Annotated in this window: 13 protein-coding genes; 1 reads left to right on the top strand and 12 read right to left on the bottom strand. The window is 65.3% G+C overall.

The annotated features are described in order from the left end of the window. Positions 1-28: 28 nt before the first annotated feature. Positions 29-1,333 carry an extracellular solute-binding protein gene (locus ABD204_RS04710; RefSeq protein ID WP_194423510.1) on the bottom strand — a complete coding sequence of 435 codons (1,305 nt, stop codon included), beginning with the start codon at positions 1,331-1,333 and terminating at the stop codon, positions 29-31. 196 nt (positions 1,334-1,529) lie between these two features. Continuing rightward, a complete protein-coding gene (locus ABD204_RS04705; protein WP_194423509.1) occupies positions 1,530-4,499 on the bottom strand; it encodes a DUF5107 domain-containing protein in 2,970 nt (989 codons plus the stop codon). 112 nt (positions 4,500-4,611) lie between these two features. On the opposite strand from ABD204_RS04705, the gene ABD204_RS04700 reads away from it, so the two are divergent. Then, positions 4,612-5,499: a helix-turn-helix domain-containing protein gene (locus ABD204_RS04700; RefSeq protein WP_194423508.1), complete on the top strand. Its 888-nt coding sequence runs from the start codon at positions 4,612-4,614 to the stop codon at positions 5,497-5,499. Positions 5,500-5,532: 33 nt separating this feature from the next. On the opposite strand, the gene ABD204_RS04695 is transcribed toward ABD204_RS04700, so the two are convergent. The 10 genes from ABD204_RS04695 to ABD204_RS04650 form a co-directional block, all read right to left on the bottom strand. After that, positions 5,533-6,822, bottom strand: a complete 1,290-nt coding sequence (locus ABD204_RS04695) for a cellulase-like family protein (RefSeq protein WP_322597566.1) — start codon at positions 6,820-6,822, stop codon at positions 5,533-5,535. Between the two features lie 89 nt (positions 6,823-6,911). Then, positions 6,912-8,294: a cellulase-like family protein gene (locus tag ABD204_RS04690; protein WP_194423506.1), complete on the bottom strand. Its 1,383-nt coding sequence runs from the start codon at positions 8,292-8,294 to the stop codon at positions 6,912-6,914. Continuing rightward, positions 8,284-9,774: a sulfatase gene (locus ABD204_RS04685; protein ID WP_194423505.1), complete on the bottom strand. Its 1,491-nt coding sequence runs from the start codon at positions 9,772-9,774 to the stop codon at positions 8,284-8,286. The genes ABD204_RS04690 and ABD204_RS04685 overlap by 11 nt, the downstream gene beginning before the upstream one ends. Further along, positions 9,771-11,870, bottom strand: coding sequence for an ABC transporter ATP-binding protein (locus ABD204_RS04680; protein WP_194423504.1), 2,100 nt, complete (start codon positions 11,868-11,870; stop codon positions 9,771-9,773). Before ABD204_RS04680 ends, ABD204_RS04685 begins: the two co-directional genes overlap by 4 nt. Before the next feature lie 21 nt (positions 11,871-11,891). Further along, positions 11,892-12,752 carry an ABC transporter permease gene (locus tag ABD204_RS04675; protein ID WP_194423503.1) on the bottom strand — a complete coding sequence of 287 codons (861 nt, stop codon included), beginning with the start codon at positions 12,750-12,752 and terminating at the stop codon, positions 11,892-11,894. Beyond that, complete coding sequence (locus ABD204_RS04670; RefSeq protein WP_194423502.1) at positions 12,749-13,702, bottom strand: ABC transporter permease; 954 nt, start codon at positions 13,700-13,702, stop codon at positions 12,749-12,751. Before ABD204_RS04670 ends, ABD204_RS04675 begins: the two co-directional genes overlap by 4 nt. A gap of 96 nt (positions 13,703-13,798) precedes the next feature. Beyond that, a complete protein-coding gene (locus ABD204_RS04665) occupies positions 13,799-15,355 on the bottom strand; it encodes an ABC transporter substrate-binding protein (RefSeq protein ID WP_194423501.1) in 1,557 nt (518 codons plus the stop codon). A gap of 76 nt (positions 15,356-15,431) precedes the next feature. After that, positions 15,432-16,982 (bottom strand): sulfatase family protein, encoded by a 1,551-nt coding sequence (locus tag ABD204_RS04660; protein WP_194423500.1) that lies wholly within the window; start codon positions 16,980-16,982, stop codon positions 15,432-15,434. Continuing rightward, a complete protein-coding gene (locus tag ABD204_RS04655) occupies positions 16,979-18,355 on the bottom strand; it encodes a GH1 family beta-glucosidase (RefSeq protein ID WP_194424234.1) in 1,377 nt (458 codons plus the stop codon). Before ABD204_RS04655 ends, ABD204_RS04660 begins: the two co-directional genes overlap by 4 nt. Positions 18,356-18,459: 104 nt before the next feature. Further along, positions 18,460-19,473, bottom strand: a complete 1,014-nt coding sequence (locus tag ABD204_RS04650; protein ID WP_194423499.1) for a LacI family DNA-binding transcriptional regulator — start codon at positions 19,471-19,473, stop codon at positions 18,460-18,462. Position 19,474: the final 1 nt, after the last annotated feature.

The following is a 19,474-nucleotide window of genomic DNA, read 5'->3' as shown; positions in this document are numbered from 1 at the left end:
TCAAGCGCTCGGAACCACGGTGGGCGGACTACTGGATGGTGAACCCTTGCTGGGCGCCGTAGGTGTCCAGCGAATCCTGCCAATTCGCAAAGCCCTCCGCGACCGTGACGCTGTGGTTGTACGCCTGGCCGACCGTGTCGTTGTAGATGCCGTTCGCGTATACCTGGAAGGGCAGGAACTGGAAGGTGTCCGGAACGTTCGCCGAAGCGGTCGCATACTCCTCGTTGACAGCTTGGCCGCCGAAGTACTCGGACGGTTCACTGAGGAACGCCTCGTCGTTCGCCGCATCGATGCTCGACGGCCACAGGCCGCGTTCCTTGAGGATCTCGACCCCGCCCCCCGCTGTTGCGAACTCGGCGAACTCGAACGCGAGGTCCTTGTGGTCACTGCCTTCCAGGATGGTGAAGCCGCCGCCGCCGTGCTCGGCCGAAGTCGCAACTCCGTCCTCCCACTCAGGCAGCTGGGCGACGCGCCACTTGCCCGCCCCCTCGGTCACAGCCTGTGTGAGAGTGCTGCCCATCCAGCTGCCGGCGGGAAGGGTGGCGATCTGATCCTCATTGAGCATCTTGGTCCAGTCGTCTGTCCAATCGGCCACGGGCGCGAGGAGGTCTTCGTCGATGAGTCGCTGCCACACGTCTGCATAGCGCTGCGTGCCTTCGTCGTCGGCGAGATCGATCGCGACGGCCTCGCCTTCGACCGAGAACGGCGTGCCTTGGGCCTGCCAGATCAGGCTCTCGGCGAGCCCGGCGTTGCCGACATCATTGAGGATGTAGACGGCAGGATCCGCCTGTTGGATTTGCTGCGCCGCAGTGACGTACTCATCCCAGGTCCCGGGGACGGCGACATCGAGTCGATCAAAGATCGCCTGATTGTAGAAGAGCACCATCGGGCCCGATGCCCACGGGAGCGAGTAGACGACGTCGTTGACCTTCGAGGAGGCCCACGGGCCGGGCGCGTAGGTAGACGCGAGCCCGTCGGCGCCGAGCGGGCCGAGGTCGGCGAGAGCCCCGGTGAGCGCGAACTGCGGCAGCGCGTAGTTCTCAATGAAGGCGACGTCGGGGAACCCCTCGCCCGCTGAGATCGCGTTCTGCAGCGCTACGTACTGATCGTTGCCGGTTCCGACGTTGACGACCTCTACATCGACATCGGGATTCTCCGCCATGAACGCATCGGCCGTTTCCTCCGCATTCAGATCCCAACTCCAGACGGTGATCTTCTGCGACTCCGCACCGCCGCCGTCACCACCCTCATCACTAGCGGCGCATCCCGCGATCGACGCGGTGCAGGCCACCACGGCGAGACCTGCGAGTCCTACTCGACCTGCTGTGTTCATCGTTCCTCCTCATTGAGCGAGATGGGGGGGCATCGAGGTTGCCGCCACGGATCTGCGTCACCGCAGACCCACCAATCCGTGCGTTATCTCCAGGCTAGATTCACCGTCGCTCGCGCAACAATGCGACGTTCTATGAACAACATGGACTATCGTCCACGAAGAGCACGTCAAGGTCAGGCGCGCGCATCGCCTCTGCCTACGCGTCGTACAGCGACGCTTCGCGGGCGAACAGGAGAAGCTCGGGCAGGCTGGTAGCGAAGTAGTCCGTCGCCCCATCATCGCGCCGCGCGAGAGGTGGCATGTATTGCGGCCGCGCCTCCCCGAGCGTCGGCGGCGGGTCGACCAGCGGGCGTCCCAACGCATGCAAAGTGAGGTCCCAGGCAGCCAGAGCTTCACCCTCTCCCCCTTCCCAGGGGTGGAAGGAACGCGAGGTGAGGATCTCGTACGCGCGATCGGCCATGCCCTGCGCGACCAGGAGTCGCACGTAGGCAATCGTGAAGTCGTCGCGTGTGAGGACCAGCGGCTCGACCGGCTCGAGCCGCTGAAACCGCTCCTGCGCGGATTGGTCGAGCCGAATCGCCAGCTGGTCCTGCTCATACCGCAAACGCGCGTCGTCCGGAGCGACAGCCACCGCCATCTCATAGAGTTCCCACGCCCGTGCGTCATCGTCCCCGACGTTGTATGCCGCCACGGCAGCGTTCCTGAGGAGCACGGGGTCGTGGTCGCCGAGAACGATCGCCCGCCTCCAGTCTGCGGCGCCGTCTCTTCGACGGCCGTGCGCGTAGAGCAGCATGCCCCGAAGATGGAGGGCGCGCGAGTCCTGCGCATCCGCATCGATGGCGGCACTCAGCGCGTCATGCGCATCGGCCCCGGAGGGGAACGCCCACAGTGCGTCCTCACGACGCGCCATCTCGCGAGCCTCACGCGCGGCGTCTATCTCCCCCGCGGCGTCGAGGATCGTGGCGCGGAGGTACTGTGCAATCGGTCTCAGATTGCCGGCCGGCGTCTGCGGCCCGCGAGCCACCTCGTCCAGAAGTGCCAGCGCCCTGCGTGTTTCGCCCGCGTCGCGCAGGGCGATCGCGACATCAAGGAGAACCCCCGCACCCGTCGGCTCCCGCACACCGGAGAGGACGCGCAGGGTGGCATCCAGCGGATCGCGCTCAAGCGCATCCGCAATAGTAGACGCGGCCTCGTCCTTCCGGCCCAGACGCTCAAGCGCGATGGCCTGCAACGCCGTCCGGCGCGTGTCGTGCCCCACGACGCCAGCCAGGGAGTCGAGCACGCGCAACGCGGCACGATTGACACCTCGGAACAGAAGGGATTGCGCGAGCGCAAACCCCGCGGGTGCCGCCCACGTCCCGTCCCACCCCGCCTTGCCCCAGGCCTGTTCTGCCTCAAGACGGCGCCCGAGCCTCATCAGCACGAGGCCCCGCAAGTAGAAGGCCTCGGCGTCGATGGGATTGGCATTACGGCGCGTCAATCGGTCGATCGCGAGCTCGACACGGACCAGCGCCTGTTCGTAGCGAAACGCTCGATAGTCCCGATCTGCCATCGCGAGGTTTGTGCGCACGTCCCCCGGATCCCGCGCGAGCGCAGCCTCCCAATAGGGAAGAGGTGAACGGGTCGGGTGGCGGTACTGGCTGAGGTGCAAGCCGGTGAGGTAGAGCTCTTCGACCGTCTCGATCTCCTCCGGCGCGGGCGGTTCGCTCGCCACCCACGGCTCACCGGGCTCGCCGTCCACCGGCTCCCAAGCCACCAGGAGCCGACCGTCGCCATCACGTAGTTCGACACGCGCCTCCAGAGGGTCAAACTCGGCATCGAGCTCGATCACCGCGCCGGGCTCGAGGTCTGCGGTGCGGGACGCCGTCGCGACGCCGCCTTCGAGGACCGACAGCACCACCCCGTCTCGCGGGGACGTGACTGCGGCGCGAACGGAAGTTCTTCCCTCCGCCCGGCCGACGTGCAACGCCGCGTCCGGCGTCGCCTGATGGGCGACCCCGATGGCGGGAATGGGATACCAATACTGGCTGAAGACCTTGGTCTCACCCGGGAGGATCCACGTGAAGTCCGGTTGGTTGTCGGTGTACACCCCGGCCATCAACTCGACATACGGCCCGTCGCCGTCAGTGAGTTGGTCGTCCCACGCGTGCCCGAACGGCGCGTCGCCCCACGTCCAGAGCTTCTTCCCCGGAGAAATGCGCCGCTCCGCCCAGTGCACGAAGCCGCCACCCGCCGCATGATCGTAGCCGCCGAAGAAGTCTTGCTGCGAGTCGACGATCATGTACGAAGTGGGGACAGGGATGTTCTTGTACCAGTCGATGCGGTCGGCACCGGGTCGCTCAGAGGCCAACGCCGGGTAGTCGACCCCGTAGTAGGGACGATCAGCTTCGGGAAAGGCTGTCAACGCGCGGCGTGCGTGGTCCGCCACGTACCTCACGTCTTCCGGGAAGAAGGCCTGGTAGTCGTCGTGGACGCGTGCCGCCACGTTGGCCCACCACAGGAACGTGTGACGCTCGTTCGTTCGATTATGCAGACGAACCACCAACTCGACCACCGAACTTTCCGGGCGGAGCCGCACACCGTGCTGCGCGGACATCCGCGCGAAGGGGTCGTGATCGTGGCACCACACCGTGACGGTCCCATCGGCGCCGGTTTCTATGCTGGTCTCGACCGGAAGATATGTGGCCGGGCGGTGATGCTGCGGCCAGTTGAACTCGACCCCTCCCGAGATCCATGGCCCGGCCAGTCCAACGAGGGCAGGCTTGATCACATTGTTTCGGTAGAAGAAGTCATAGCCGGTTCGCTTGTCGTAACCGATGTGGATCCGACCGCCGAGCTCGGGCAGAACCACCAAACGCACGTAGCGGTTCTCCACATGCACCGCGTCCCACTCCCGCAGAACGCCCTCGTCGGACACGCCCTCTGTGAACGGGAGGGGATAGACCTTGCCACTGGAGCCCTGATACACACGGTGATCGAGGAACATCGGATAGCGACTGGGCGCATCCGGCTCATAGGTCGTAATCGCCAGTGGCTCAGACCATGCAATCGCGGCACCCTCCGCCAACGACGCCGCCAACTCGCTCGGCGCGTGTGGCAGGGTAATTCCCGGCGAGTCCGCGCGAGCGTCACACCCCTGGATGGCTTCGGAACCGATGGTGGCCACCACTGACCTCCTCTTCTGATTGTGCTTGACCTGCCCGCTGCGTACAGCCGGGGCTTTCACACGAGCCTAGGAATCGGACGGAAGTCCCGGTATGGTGAGATCTCGGACAAACATGGATGATTCAACTGTGGGGACGCCGCACTATCGAGTGGACGGATTCGCAAACCAGCGTCTCTACGTCGTTCCGCGGCCACTCGTCGAGACTGCGCTCACTCAACCGGTCACGCGGCGGCTCGTGGTCACCGACGCCGGCTACTACCCGGCAGCGACAGGCCACCGGATGCACCGCGACCGCGGCATCGTAGAGACAGTCGTCCTGCTGTGCGTCGAAGGTCGAGGAAGCGTTCAGGTCGACGGGTCCGGGATCACCCTGGTCCCCGGCGCCGCCATCGTGATCCCTGCCGGAATGGCTCACCGATACTTCGCCTCCGAGACCTCGCCATGGACGATCTGGTGGATGCACGTTCGTGGCCCTGAAGTGTCCGAGCTCATTACCCCCCTCGTATCGCCGACCCCTCACCTCGTACACCTCCACTCCCTCGACCGCATCGTGTCGCTCTTCGACGAAGTGGTCTCGACCCTGAGCAAGCGTCCGACGCCCGTGCAACTACTCGCCGCCTCCGGGGCTGCCGCTCATTTGCTCACGCGTTTCGCGGTTGATGCCGCGCTCCCCGCCGAGGGGACACCGCTGGAGCGCGCGATGCGACACCTTGAGGCCCGGGTGGATGCGCGAGTGAGCGTCGCCGAGCTTGCAGCTGTGGTTCAGGTGTCGCCGTCCCACTTGAGCGCTCTGTTCCGACAGGCGACGGGAAACGGCCCGGCAGCCTTCCACGCGTCGCTCAAGATGACCCGTGCACGCCTGCTCCTCGACACCACACGCATGACGATCGCGGAGGTCGCGACGGCGGTCGGCTATGCCGACCCCCTCTACTTCTCGCGCCAATTCAGCCGTGTTCACGGAGTGAGCCCTCGCGCGTATCGCGCACAGCACAAGGCGTGAACGCCAGCGGAGCGCGGGCGCGCGGCTGGCGAACTAAGAGGCGATCGCGGTGTCAAAAAGAAAGCGATTCAGGTGCTGCTGCCATGCGACATTACGCCACCCGGGGTGGTGCGGCGCGGAGTTCGACCCGAGAACCACCCCCCACAATCCGAGGTCAACGGCCCGCTGGACCGCGTACTCGGCGATCGCCGTCCCCAGAGGTCCGTCCTCGTACTCACTGTGTAAAGGTGTGTAGCCGATCCATCCCTCGCCGACGACCGCGGGAATCCCACGCTGGCGTGCGAACGCCGAGATTGCGGTGAGCTTGTCGTCGATCGCCCATCGCATCGCTTCGGCATAGAGATGGTGCTTCTCATAGAGCCACCGATCCCATAGCCGCGGATCGACGTTGTCGTAGGTATAGAACATGCCGGGAGAGATGCCCGTGGCGTCGTACCGCCAAGAAGGAACCAAGCCCGTGCTGGCGCCTCCGAACTCCGGCGCCCCGTCCCGCAGCAACGATCTCAGATTCGCTGAGGGGTAGTCATCTCCGCCCCGAACACCGGCCCATCGCTCGAGCGCGCCGAGTGCGCCGTAGACATAGACATGGAAGTGCGCAACGTCGCTGTTCTCCGCCGCTGCCGGCATGTCCAGATAGGGGGTGATTCCGTAGCTTGTCGTGACCATGTGCTCGGGGCACTGCTCCCGTAACCACTCGATCGCCCGCTCATTGAACGGCTTCTGCGGCCAGTACGGATCCGCCTCGCTACCGCCCCCTGCATCTCGCAGATGCGAGAGGTCGACCTCGTTGTGGAGCTCGAGGTATGCAATCTGTCGGTCTAGCCCGCCAGCGGTTCGCAAGTAGTCCACAAGGCGAGCGAGACTCTTGGCGAGCGCCAGGAAGCGCTCCTCCGGCGGTATGGCTTCGAGGGCGCGATACCAGTTGTCACTTCGGGAGAAAGCCGGTGACTGCTGATACTCCCAAGACGAGACGATGACGCGTACGCCCCGCCGTCTCGCCGTCTCGAATAGCTCACGAAGGCGAGCGCGCCCGTCCACGCTCACCCCTCCGCGCACGTTGTACCACCGCGTCGCGTGGCCGACCCCAGGCGCCATCTCCTCAATGTCGAGGCGGGACGCGTCGATGTCATGGTCACCGAAGAGGAGAAACGGCATCGCGCAGATCCGGATGGTGTTGTATCCCCGCTCGACCGCGGCAACCATGGCCCCGTCGAGATCGGCGAATGGTTCGCCGGGCCCCGCTTGGGTGTACCAAGAGAAGTCCCATAGCGAGATCGTCAGGCGAGCGGGAAGATGCTCAGGAACGGCGTCGAGCAAGGACACTGCGGCAGAAGTCACATGCAGAGCGTATGCCCGACGTCGACGTACGCAACTGCCCATTTCCTATGCGAGGTATGGACGATTCTGCGGCTTCACAACGCACGGCGTCGGACGCCGGGGGCGACTCCGACGGAGAGGAATCGGGCGTTGCACTGCTGCTGAAGCTCGATGTCTCCCCACATCGGGTGCTGCGGGGCCGCGTTGGAGCAGACGATGGTCCCCCAGGCGCCCACGCGGATCGACTCCTCGATGGCGTGCCGACAAAACGCAGATCCGATCGGACCTTCCTCGAACGTGCCCTCAAGGGGCGTGTAGCCGATCCATCCCTCAGCAAACACCAGCGGAACGCCTCGGGCTGCGGCGAAGTCAGCCGCGACATCCAGCCACAGGCGGAGAATCGCCCGCATCTCGAAGTGGTGCACCTGGTACCGCTCGTAGAGGAACCGGTCGAATGCCCCCTCGTCGATCCAGTCCATGAGGAACGTTTCCGGCTTCCCCATGATCGTGGCATCCATCTTCCACGCGTCGTCACCCGACAGGACCCACGTCTGCGCGGGCGGCGCGTCGTCGCGAAGGAGACCCAGGGCGCGGACCTGCTGCTCGGGAAATGCCGCGAGATCACCGCGAAGATCGAAGGCGGCCGTCACTTCGTCGAGGACGCCGTAGACGTACGGGTGAGCGACGAAGACATCGATATTGCGGGGTACGTAGCGCATGGCGTCAACCGGCACTCCGGAGTAGTTGACGGTCACAGGATGTGCCGGATGCCTCTCGTGGAAGGTCGAGAGGCCGGCCTCGAGCCTCGGCCGGAGCGCGGCCATGAGACCGACGGGGTCCTCATACCAATTCGGCAACCCTTCCGTGAGATGTCCGCCCTGGACCTCGTTGTGAAGTTCGGTGAATGCGATGCGGTGCCCCAAGCCTGCTTCCTCGACGAAGTCCACGAGCGACGCCAGCGCCCCGGCGAGTGCCGTCGGACGGTCCTCGGCGGGAACGCCACGAAGGGCGTCCCACCAATCACGGGACTCGGCGAACGCCGAAGACTGCTGATACTCCCAGGAGGAGAGGATCACGAACAGATTGTGCCGCTCGAGCGTCTCGAACAACTCGAGAAGATGTCGACGCGCATCGATCAGCGTGCGCTCTTTCACGTTGTACCAGCGAACGCGCTGGCCGTACTCGCCCCCCAGCGGCCCGAGCGCAAAGGCCGACGTGTCGATCCCCGAACCGAACAGCAGGAAAGGCATCGCGCAGATGCGCACCGTGTTGTAGCCGCGCTCGACAGCTTCCGCCGCCGCACGATCAAGATCCTCGAATGGTTCCCCGGGCCCGGTGCGCACGTACCAGGAGAAGTCCCACAGCGTGATCGTCAGACGCTCGGGCAGCCCCTGTCGAAGCGGAACCGGGCGATACGAGGCATCGGCGGCGAGGTTCTCCTCCGCGACCGCAGGGGCGAGTGCATCGTCATGAGACATGTTCGTAGGCATCCTTCTCTCGTGCGGACGGGCTTTCCTTAGACGGCTTTGCGCTGGTTTCCGGCGGCCAGATGGCCCGACCCTCAGCGTCAGTGAGGGGGATCCGCGGTTGCGGGATCAAGCCGCCGACGTCTTCGATCCAGGTGTCCAACAGGCTTCGGAGTCGATCCGCCTCCCCGGGGAGGACCGCACACAGATCATGCTGCTCCGAGACATCCGCTTCGAGGTCGAACAGCAGTTCGGTGTCGTCCTCGTAGAGGCGGATGAGCTTGTATCGCCCGTCGCGAACCGCTGCCCCAGGGGTGCCGCCCTGGTTGGCATAGTGCGGGTAATGCCAGAAGAGCGGGCCCCGCTCCGCTGGCTGCCCCCGCCAATGCGACGACAGGTCGACTCCGTCCACGTGCTGTTCCGGGACAAGCGGCAGTCCGCACATCCCCAGCACGGTTGGGTAGATGTCTGCGGAGATCGCGGGCACGTCGGAGATGCTCGCGTGCGGCACGACGCCGGGCATGCTGACCAGAAGCGGGATACGGACACCTCCCTCCTGCATCCATCCTTTGCCTTCCGAGAGGGGAAGGTTCGAGGTCGGCGAGCCTTCGGCGGTCGCCAACCCGCCGTTGTCCGACGTGAAGATGATCAGCGTGTTCTCTCGAATGCCTTCGCCGTCAAGCGCATCAAGCAGTCGACCGACGCACGCATCCAGGTGTTCGACCATGGCGGCGTAGTCGGGATCTCCTTGCCGTTGGCGACGTCGTACATGAACGCCGCGCAGGTGCCACGTCGGCATCTCCTCCTCGTCTCGCAGGACATCGAGGTCGCGCCCCATCCGTCGGGCCTTCGCCTCGTACTTCGCCGACAGCCCGCCCGGGGGCTCGATTGGGGTGTGTACCGCGTAGTGCCAAAGGTTCAGGAAGAACGGACGCTCGTCACGCTCACGGATCAACGTGATCGCTTCATTCGTGAGCCTGTCCGTCAAGTACTCTCCTTCGGGGCCCTCCTCAAGAGTGTCGATGCCGTACGGCGAGTGATAGGTCGTCGGGGAACCCATGTGACACCCGCCGATGTTCACCTCGAATCCGTGACGGTCGGGCCACGTGCGTCTCGGACCGAGATGCCACTTGCCGACGTGCCAGCTGGCGTATCCGGCGTCGGCGAGGGCGCGCGCCAGCGTGTACTCGTCCTCCGGAAGCTCCCGGAAATACGGCACGTCTCGCAACGCACCGGTGGCGAAACCACCGATGTACTGTGTCACACCGACACGCGCCGGACTCTTGCCCGTCAGCAAGCTCGCCCGTGTCGGGGAGCACACCGGTGCGCTCGCATACGCGTCCGTGAACCGCATTCCCGACGCGGCCAGCGCATCGAGGTGCGGTGTCTCATAGAAATCCGAACCCGTGCAGGCGAGGTCCACCGCCCCCAGGTCGTCCACGACGATCAGGATGACGTTCGGGCGATCCTGTGCCGTCTTCTTGGCACTCACGCCGCGTGCCCTGCGGGCGCGACACGGCCGGTGCTCCGCACCGGTCCGAGCCCTTCCGGACGCTCGGGCACCGAGGGCGCGCCGGGGCGGAACTCGCCCGCGAAATGACACGCGACGCCGTGCAGGTCGGCATCGTCCACCATCGGACGCTCGGTCCGACAGATCTCCCGGTCGGTGTTCACCATCGGCCCGATGGGACACCGGGTGTGGAAGCGGCATCCGCTCGGCGGATCGAGGGGGGTGGGCACCTCGCCCTGCAGCACGACACGCTCACCCTTCGCCTGAGACGGGTCCGGGTCGGGTACGGCCGACAGCAGGCTGGCCGTGTAGGGGTGCAGCGGTCGCGCGATGACGTCTTCGGAGGGCCCCGACTCCACGATCTGCCCGAGGTACATCACAAGGATCCGATCAGCGACGTAGCGCACCGTGGCAAGGTCATGTCCGATGAAGAGGTAGGACAGGCCGAGACGCTCCTTCAGCTCCTTCAGCAGATTGAGGATCTGCGCTTGAAGTGAGACGTCGAGAGCGGCAACCGCCTCATCGCAGACGATGAGTTTCGGCTCCATCGCCAGAGCTCTGGCGATGACCAGTCGTTGCTTCTGCCCACCGGAGAACTCGTGTGGGTACCGGTCGAGGGCCGAGGCATCCAAACCGACGAGTTCGAGGAGTTCGCGGCTGCGCGTGTCGACGTCCGTGTCCTTCACGCCCTGACCCCGCAGGGTGAGTCCGAGCATCTTCCGGACGACCATGCGCGGGTTCAGCGCCGACATCGGGTTCTGGAAGACGATCTGCACGTCGCGGTTGTAGCGCCGCCGCGCGGCGGCGTTGAGGCCGGTCGCATCCTTCCCGTCGTAGACGATCGCCCCCGAGGAAGGCTCATCGATACCGAGAACGAGCCGCGCGATCGTCGACTTGCCACACCCGGACTCGCCCACAAGACCCACGGTCTCCGAGGCGCGGATCTCGAAGTCCACTCCATCGACGGCGCGCACTTCACGTCGGGAGAAGAAGCCCTTGCGCGAACCGGGGAAGTGCTTGACGAGGTCTCGGACCTCGAGGACCACCTCCTTCTCCGTCGACGAGATCGCGGACTCGGCGGAGCCTTCTTCGACGCGTGACGCCGGGAGAGGTGCGCCACCGAGCCAACACGCGTGTGAACGCCCCTCGCCTCCGGGCGTCAGCGCAGGGTCAGACACGAAACACTTCTCAAACGCGAGCGGGTCGCGCGGCGCATAGGCACAGCCTGTGATCTCTTCCCGCAGCGACGGCGGCCTGCCCTCGATCGAGGTCAGCGGAAGGTGCCGCGGATGCGTCAGCGTGGGGGTGGCCTTCAGAAGATCTCGCGTATAGGGGTGACGCGGGTCGGCGAACACCGACGCGGTGTCGCCGATCTCGACGATTCGCCCCGCGTACATCACCGCCACGCGCTGACAGAGCTGCGCGACGACGCCGAGGTTGTGGGTGATGAACAGGACACTGGTGTTCTGCTCCCTATTGAGCTTCGCGATGAGTTCGAGGATCTGCGCCTGTACGGTGACATCCAGCGCCGTGGTCGGCTCGTCGCAGATGAGGAGCTCCGGCTGGTTCGCCAGCGCGATGGCGATCATGACGCGCTGCGCCATTCCCCCGGAGAACGCCAACGGATAGTCCTTCAGACGCGCGGCGGGATCGGGGATTCCGACCATCTCCAGGAGGTGGACTGCTTCTTCGTGGGCGACCGTGTCGCTGACTCGGCGATGCGCGCGGATCGACTCGACGACCTGGTCCTCGATCTTCATGAGCGGGTCGAGCGCGGCGACGGAGTCTTGGAAGATCATGCTCATCCGGCGACCGCGAACGCCCCGTAGCTCGTCTGCGCCCATAGCGAGGACATCGCGCCCATCCAGCATGACCTGGCCGGCCTCGATGACGCCGGGCGATCGCACCATGTTCATGATCGACATCGCCGTCACCGACTTGCCCGAGCCGGACTCGCCGACCAGGGCCAGTGACTCGCCTCGGCGGAGGTCGAAGGAGACGCCGCGCGCAGAGGTGACGGGGCCACTGCTGGTGTGGAACGTCGTCGCGAGGTCGCGGACGCTGAGAAGAGTCGACACGTGAATTTCCTTCGTTCTGGATCAGCGCTTCAGCAGACCGCGGTTGAGCCCGTCGCTGATGACGTAGAAGCTCATGACGAGCGCGGTGAGGACGATCATGGGAGCGAGCGCATATTGAGGAGAGATGGACATGAAGTCGGTGCTGCTGCGCAGCAGCGCGCCGAGCGACGGCTCGGGTGGGACGACGCCGATACCGACGAAGCTCATCCCACCCTCGATGAAGACGGCGATCGAAAGGCTGAGCGCCGCCTGAACCACGAGCGGGTCCACCGCGTTCGGAAGCACATGCTGTCCGAGGACCCGGACGGGCCCCGCGCCCGTCACGCGCGCGGCGACCACATAGTCGCGACTGAGCTGCGCACGCGCGGCGCTGCGGGTGAGGCGACCGAAGAGTGGGATGTTGATCAACGTGACCGTGACGAGAACGGCCATGATGCCCGGCCCGAGGATGGCGGCGACGGTGACACCCATGACGATTCCCGCGAAAGCGAGCGACACGTCGAAGATTCGCTGCAGGACGATGTCGAGGTACTTCGATGTGGTGCTCACCAGGCCGAGCACGACGCCGATCGCCGCGCCGAGGGGGACAGCGATCGCTCCCACCAGTGCGTCCTGCCGAATGCCGTACACGACGCGGCTGAAGAGGTCGCGGCCGAATTCGTCCGTGCCGAGCCAGTGCTGTGCGCTGGGTGGCAGGAACGCGTCGGGGCTCTGCGCGTACGGAGAGGGGATGGGCAGGATTGGCGCGAGCAGTCCGATGGCGATGATGGACACCGCGACGATCACGCCGACGATGGTGGACGGATAACGCAGCCCGCGCAGGAGTCCGTTGCGGTCGCGCGCAGCCCGGCGCACGGGCGGGAGGACGGTCGGCTCGCTCATGCCGCCAACCTCAGTCGGACGCGGGGGTCGATGGCCGCGTCGGCCAGATCGGTCAGCAGCTGGGTCGTGATGAACACAGCCACAGCGAGCAGCAGAAGCGCTTGAGTCAAGAGGTAATCCCTCGTTTGCACGGATGTGAGGATGAGCTGCCCCACCCCTGGCCAGGCGAAGATCACCTCGACCAGGATCGCGCCGGCCAGGAGGTTGGCCACCTGGAGTCCGACGATGGTGAGGACAGGCGGGAGCGAGTTCGGCAACACATGGGTCCGGAACAGTCGGCCTGCTCGGAGACCACGCGCCGTCGCCGCGACGACGAAGTCTTCGTCGCGCTGCTGTCTCATCGAGACGGCGAGGAATCGGGCGATCGTCGCGCCCGTCGGAATCGCCAATGTCACGGCGGGGAGGACGAGAAAGGGAAGCATCCCGATCGGGTCGTCCAGGCCCGGCCCGATCCCGACCGACGGTAGCCACCCGAGCTGCACGGAGAACACCAAGGCGAGCAACAAGCCGACGACGTACGGCGGGATGGCGAACGCGAAGGAGTTGACGGCACCGACCAAAGCGGCGGTGTTCTTCCGTCGGGTGACTCCGAGGAAGATCCCGACCGCACCCCCGAACACCAGCGAGAGAATGATCGCCGCGCCGGCGAGCACGGCGGTGTTGGCAAGTGCTTCCCCCATGAGCTCGCCGATCGACGCGTTCAAGATGTAGGAGGTTCCGAGATCACCGGTTACGACGCCGCCGATCCAGAGCAGGTACTGCAAGATGAGCGGTTGGTCGAGACCGAGATTCGCGCGGATCGCGTCGACGGTTTCGGGAGAGGCATCCGGCCCGGCGAGGACCACGGCCGGGTCACCGGGAACGAGTCTGAGGATGAAGAAGATGACGATCGACGCGAGGAAGAGAACGACGATCGCCGACGGGATGCGTCGAAGGGTGTAGTAGAGCATGGAACTCCCGGGTAGAGAGGTCTCCAGCGGCGATGCTGAGACCCCGTTTCATCCGGGCCGGCGCGACGTTCGGATCCGCACCGGCCCGGGACGCCGTCAGTCGAGATACGCCGTGTCGAGGATGGGGTAATCGAGGATCGTGAAGTCCATGTCCTTGAGCTCCGCGGTCGTCGTGTAGGTGTGATAGCTGGCGATCAGGTCGGTGACGAACTGCTGGTCGATGAGGAACTCGTTGACCTTCTCGATGTTCGCCGACACGGCCGCTTCATCGGTTTCGACCCACAGGGCGTCCGCCAGCTCGATGTACTCATCGTTGACGAAGCCGGACACGTTCGAGTCCGCGCGGTACGGGAAAGCACCCTTGATGAGGCTGGCGGGCGCCATCTGACCGAAGCCGTGCGGGCTCAGCCACGCGCCGCCGAACGATGACCCGAGGAACTTGGTCTGGAAGTCGGCTTGCGGCAACGGATCCGCGACGGCCTTCAGGCCCGCTTCTTCGAGGTCGAACACGATGATCTGCGCGAACGCCGAAAGGATGCTGTTGCCCGAGGGGTAGGAGATCGTCAGCTCTTCTCCGACGACACCGGCGGCCTCGAACAGCTCGCGCGCCTTGTCGAGGTCGTACGAATAGTAAGCATCGAGCTCGGCGTCATATGCCGGTGAGACCGGGCTCCACGGAAGGGAGGCCGGCTCACCGTTGCCGAGGAGCACCTGGTCGATCAGCCGCTCGCGATCGATGGCGTACGCAAGTCCCTGCCGGGCCCGCTTGTCCTGGAGAACCGGGGAGTTCACGTCGGAGCCGATGTAGTACGCGGCGTCCTGCGCAGGGGCGTTGACCACGACGAAGTTCGAGTCGGAAGACACCGAGACGGCGTTGCTGGGCGCGAGATCGACCGCCATGTCCACCTCGCCCGAGCGCAGCGCGGTGACGGTGGACTGCGGGTCCGGGATGACCGTGACCTCGACGCCGTCGAGGTACGGCGCCCCGGCCCAGTAGTCCTCGAACTTCGAAAGCGACAGGCCCTGCCCGGGCTTGTAGTCATCCACCGAGAACGGACCCGTGCCGTTGAAGGCCGTCCCTTCGAGAAGGCCCTCGATGCTCTCATCGTCGACGATCGGAACCAGCGTGAACACATCGAAGAGGTTAGTGACCGAATGCTCCAGCGAGATCGACACCTCCGTGTCGCCGATCGCCTCGACCTCCGTGATGATGTTCGCCACCGACTTCATCTGCGACGGCACCTCGGGAAGCTTGACCGCCTCGATGCTGGCGATCACGTCAGCGGAGGTGAGCGGCGTGCCGTCGTGGAAGGTCACGTCCTCGCGCAGCTGGAAGGTGATGGTCCGCCCATCCTCGGAGAGCTCCCACGCCTCGGCGAGGGAGGGCTTGGGCTCCTTGGTCTCCAGGTCGAGTTCGATGAGGGTGTTGAAGATCATCCGCTGCACGGCGAGGTTCCCCTGCGCCTGGCTGAAGAAGCTGGCCGGCTGGATGTCCGTGCCCTGCGCAACCGTGAGGATTCCGCCCTCCTTGGGCTCCGAGGCCTCGCCCGAGTCGCTCTGTCCCGCGGCGCAGCCGCTCAGGACGAGCGCACCGACAGTGGCGGCGGCAGCGAGAATCGTCCCCGCCTTCGGTCGACGTGTGCTGTTTGTCATGTGACTTCCTTGTCTGGTAGCGATCTTTCAATCGATTGAAATGACTGTATAGAGGGATCCATCAGCCGTCAAGGCATTACTCCTCGCGACCCGCGAGAGCCCGAGCGCCCATCGTCATCCCGCCGTCGATACGCACCGTGTGAGCGGGCAGAGTCTCGGTCTGTGGAACAGAACGCAGAAGATCGCTGCGATGCACAGGCCAGGCCCCGAAGGTGGTCGAGACGTGGGCGATGAGGTCACGCACCAGCGCATCACGGATCAAGGCGGATTGCGGATCCTCGTAGATATTCACCCACTCGTTCGGGTCCGCGACGAGATCGTACAGTTCGCCCTGCGCCGTCCCCACGGCCGGGTCGACGAAGTAGATGAGCTTGTGACGCTCGGTTCGCCACATCCAGGCGGGCGCCGGCTCGTGCATCTCTGCGAAGCTGCCGCGACGGGCAGGTCCCGTCAGAAGCGACCGACTCGGATGGCCCGGCGCGTTGCCACCGGCACCCGCCACGTCAGAGAGCGTGGCGTAGAGATCCAGGATCTCCGTCGGGCGAGGGTCCACGGTCCCCCGGAGCGTCGCCGGCAGAGCCGTTCCCGACAACACCAGGGGAACACGTACGCTGCTGTCGTAGAGGCAGTACTTCGAGAAGTGGAAGAACCGCTCCCCCAGAAGCTCACCGTGGTCGCTCACGAACACGATGAGGGCGTTTCGAAGCCGCCCCCGGCGTTCGAGACGCTCCATCGCCTCGCCGAACAGCGAGTCCAGCCAGGTGCAATTCGCCCAGTACCGAAGCGTCGCCAGACGTCGCTGCTCCGACGACATGCCCTGCCATATCGTCCGCCAACGCTCGCTTCGCCCGTTGAGGAACGGCGAGTTCTCGTCGCGCACGCGGATGTGGTCGTACCGCGTGTGATCCCACGGAGGCATCTGCAGATCGGGAATGTCGGTGATGTCGTAGAGCTGCTGGAACTCGGCAGGCGGGATGTGCGCCGCGTGGGGTTTCGCGAAGCTCAGATAGAAGAACAGGGGCTGGTCGGTGTCGAGGTCGGGCCCCTCCAACCACTCGACCGCCTTCTCCGCGATCCACCCGTCGATATGACGACGCGAGGGCAACTCCCCCGGCGTCCCCACGTACCCGGCAGGCTCCTCTTCCCCCGGCCCGTAGTCCTTCACCGCCGCGGCGTACTGCGCATAGCCTTCGGGATCGTCTTCGTGCTGCCAGTGCGTGGCACCGTCCTCGAGCCCGAGATCAGGGTCGCCGACGACGCGCACGTCGAACCCTCGTGTGGACGGCGTATGCGCGGTCGTACCCCAGTGAGTCTTGCCGAACCCGGCGGTCAGGTATCCGGCGTCTCGCATGACCTCGGGAAGGACCCGAACGGGGAGTTCATCGTCGTCGGGCGTCGACCACCAGTTCGCCCTCACTCCGGACTGCGAGGGATACAGTCCGGTCATCAAGGAGAATCGGCTCGGCACGCACATCGGCGCTTGGCACGTGGCCCCCGTGTAGCGCACGCCGTGACGCGCGATGCGATCGAGGTGGGGAGTCAGGACGCGAGCATCCTCGACCCCCAAGGCGTCCCACCGCTGCTGATCCGTCATCAGGAAGATGATGTCCGGCCGCTGATCCGTCATGCCCGCACCTCTTCGCTCTCCCGGCCGACCCGATCTTCATGCCCGGCATGGTGGGCTGCGATCACATCGCGGTACCAGTGCGCAGAATCCTTGGGCCACCGGTCCAAGGTCTCAGGGTTGATTCCGTAGATGCCATACCGCTTCGTGAATCCCGCGTTCCACTCGAAATTGTCCATGAGGCTCCAGAGGTAATAGCCGCGGACATCCGCACCGTCCTCGATCGCTCGAGCGATCCACTCCAGGAAACCCTCGATGTAACGGATGCGATCCCCGTCTCGACGCGGATCACGTCCTTCCGAGTCAGGGTCGAAGACGCCGTTCTCGGTGATGACGATCGGCTTCCGCCATCCATACTCGTCACGCACCATCATGATCGCGTCGTACACGGACTTCGGGTAGAACTCGTTGCCGTTGTCGAGGAAGTTACCGCCTGGTTCGGGATCGCTCTGCGCCCATCCCGCCTGGTCCTGCTCCGAGTCGACGACCACCCGGGAATACACGTTCAGACCCAGGTAGTCGATCGGACGCGAGATGGCTTCCACGTCACCGTCACGGATGTCCGGCAGCTCGTCTTCCTCCTCGAGCCTGTCGAGGAGGTCAGCGGAATAGGCGCCTCGGAGCAGAGGATCCATGAAGAATCCGAATCCGTCTTGATCACCGCGACGCGCAAGTTCACGATCCGCGAGCGAGTCGGTCTTGGGATGCCGCTTCCACACGTCGAGGACGACTCCGATCTCACCCTGACGCGCGGCAGAGGAGCAGAAGGCGGAGACGGCTTCGCCGTGCGCGAGCAAGGCGTTGTGCATCGCTTGCCGGCCCGCACGCCGATCCGCGCGCCCGGGCGCGAACCAGCCCAATCCGTATCCCGCCCAGAGCGCGATCGGCTCATTGAGGGTCGCCCACGTATCAACACGGTCGCCCAATGCGTCGAACGCGACGGCCGCATACTCTCCGAACCACGAGGCGACATCTCGGTTCGGCCACCCGCCGAGGTCTTCCAGCGCTTGCGGGAGATCCCAGTGGTAGAGCGTGACATTGGGGCGCACTCCCGCCTCCAGCAGCGAGTCGATCAGGCGCTTGTAGAAGTCGAGGCCGCGCTGATTGACGGCCCCCACACCGTTCGGGAGTATCCGAGCCCAGCTGAGGGATAGTCGGTACCGGTCCACCCCCAGCTCCTTGAGCAGCTGGATGTCTTCGGGGTATCGGTGGAAGTGATCGCACGCAACATCGCCAGTACGACCGTCGACCACATTCCCCTCCCCATGCGTGAAGGTGTCCCAGATGGACGGCCCCTTGCCGTCTTCGGACCAGGCCCCCTCGATCTGGTAGGCGCTCGTCGCCACCCCAAACTCGAACCCCTTCGGCATACGCATGCTGTTCACCGCAGCCTCCTTGCCCTGGCAATCATGGTCGATCGTAATTTCAATCGATTGAAATTACCCTAGTCGGGCAAGGGTGACCGGGTCAACCGAACACCTCAGGAGTCCTGTGCGCACCCGCAGGATTCGCGAACGATGAGCTCGAGCGCCGGCTCGGCGGCTGGCTCGAATGTACTCCCCATCAGCGCCAGGAGCGTTCGCCCTGCCAACTCACCGAGGCCTCGGGCGTCTGTTCGGACCGTGGTCAGCGACGGCGTCATGTCGGCTGCGAAATCGAGGTCGTCGATCCCCACGACCGGTATCTGAATCCCCATGTTCGCCAGTGCGCGAAGGACCCCCATCGCCACGGTGTCGCTGTGGCAGATGACGGCATCGATCTCCATGCCACGCTCCGCCACGAGGGTCATGAACGTGTCGCGTGCCTCGCCGGTGCTCGTCGACGGTGGCGAAGCCCAGGCCGGGAATGACGGCAATCCCGCGGCGGCGATGCGCGACGCGAAGTGTTCGAGACGGTCTCGCCGGGGCGAGGCGTCGATGAAACCACCGAAGTAGGCGATACGGCGAGCGTTATGCGCGACGTAGAGGTGATCGAACGCCAGATCGACGATGTCGGCGGCGGAGCGCGCCACGACGGGCGCCGGAAAATCCTCCACCATTCTGTTAAGAAGGACGGCGGGGATCTGGGCATTGGCCAGGCCGGCGAGTTCTGCCGCTGTCGTCCCGATGACCGACGTGATGATGACTCCACCGACTTGCTCTTCGATGAGAGAGCGAAGCACTCGACGTTGGATCACGCTGTCCTCGAACGTGCTCGAGACCAACAGGACCCGCTCTTGCTCACCGACGACCCGCTGCAAGCCGGCCGCGGTCGCGGCGACCAAGGGGTTGGCGAAGTCTGGGACCACCAGGCCGACCAACCGACGCTGATGCGTCCGCAGCCTCGCGGCGCTGCGGTTCGGCACGAACCCGAGGCGGTCAGCTTCCTCTCGTACCGCCTGTCGCGTCGCCTCAGCGATCACCGGAGCTTCGCGAAGAGCAAGGGATACGGTCGATCGGGAGACCCCGAGGGAGTCCGCGATCGTCTGCATCGTCACCGCACGCCGGTCGACCATC

The organism is Microbacterium aquimaris (assembly GCF_039531285.1).
In the GTDB taxonomy this organism is placed as follows: Bacteria; Actinomycetota; Actinomycetes; order Actinomycetales; family Microbacteriaceae; genus Microbacterium; species Microbacterium aquimaris.
This window is presented reverse-complemented; position numbering and strand designations above follow the sequence as displayed.

Bases quoted from the DNA above. Each gene is read 5' to 3' on its own strand.
- ABD204_RS04665 (WP_194423501.1), bottom strand. From the start codon at position 15,355: ATGACAAACAGCACACGTCGACCGAAGGCGGGGACGATTCTCGCTGCC.
- ABD204_RS04690 (WP_194423506.1), bottom strand. From the start codon at position 8,294: ATGTCTCATGACGATGCACTCGCCCCTGCGGTCGCGGAGGAGAACCTC.
- ABD204_RS04655 (WP_194424234.1), bottom strand. From the start codon at position 18,355: ATGCGTATGCCGAAGGGGTTCGAGTTTGGGGTGGCGACGAGCGCCTAC.
- ABD204_RS04710 (WP_194423510.1), bottom strand. From the start codon at position 1,333: ATGAACACAGCAGGTCGAGTAGGACTCGCAGGTCTCGCCGTGGTGGCC.
- ABD204_RS04675 (WP_194423503.1), bottom strand. From the start codon at position 12,752: ATGAGCGAGCCGACCGTCCTCCCGCCCGTGCGCCGGGCTGCGCGCGAC.
- ABD204_RS04660 (WP_194423500.1), bottom strand. From the start codon at position 16,982: ATGACGGATCAGCGGCCGGACATCATCTTCCTGATGACGGATCAGCAG.
- ABD204_RS04700 (WP_194423508.1), top strand. From the start codon at position 4,612: ATGGATGATTCAACTGTGGGGACGCCGCACTATCGAGTGGACGGATTC.
- ABD204_RS04650 (WP_194423499.1), bottom strand. From the start codon at position 19,473: ATGGTCGACCGGCGTGCGGTGACGATGCAGACGATCGCGGACTCCCTC.
- ABD204_RS04670 (WP_194423502.1), bottom strand. From the start codon at position 13,702: ATGCTCTACTACACCCTTCGACGCATCCCGTCGGCGATCGTCGTTCTC.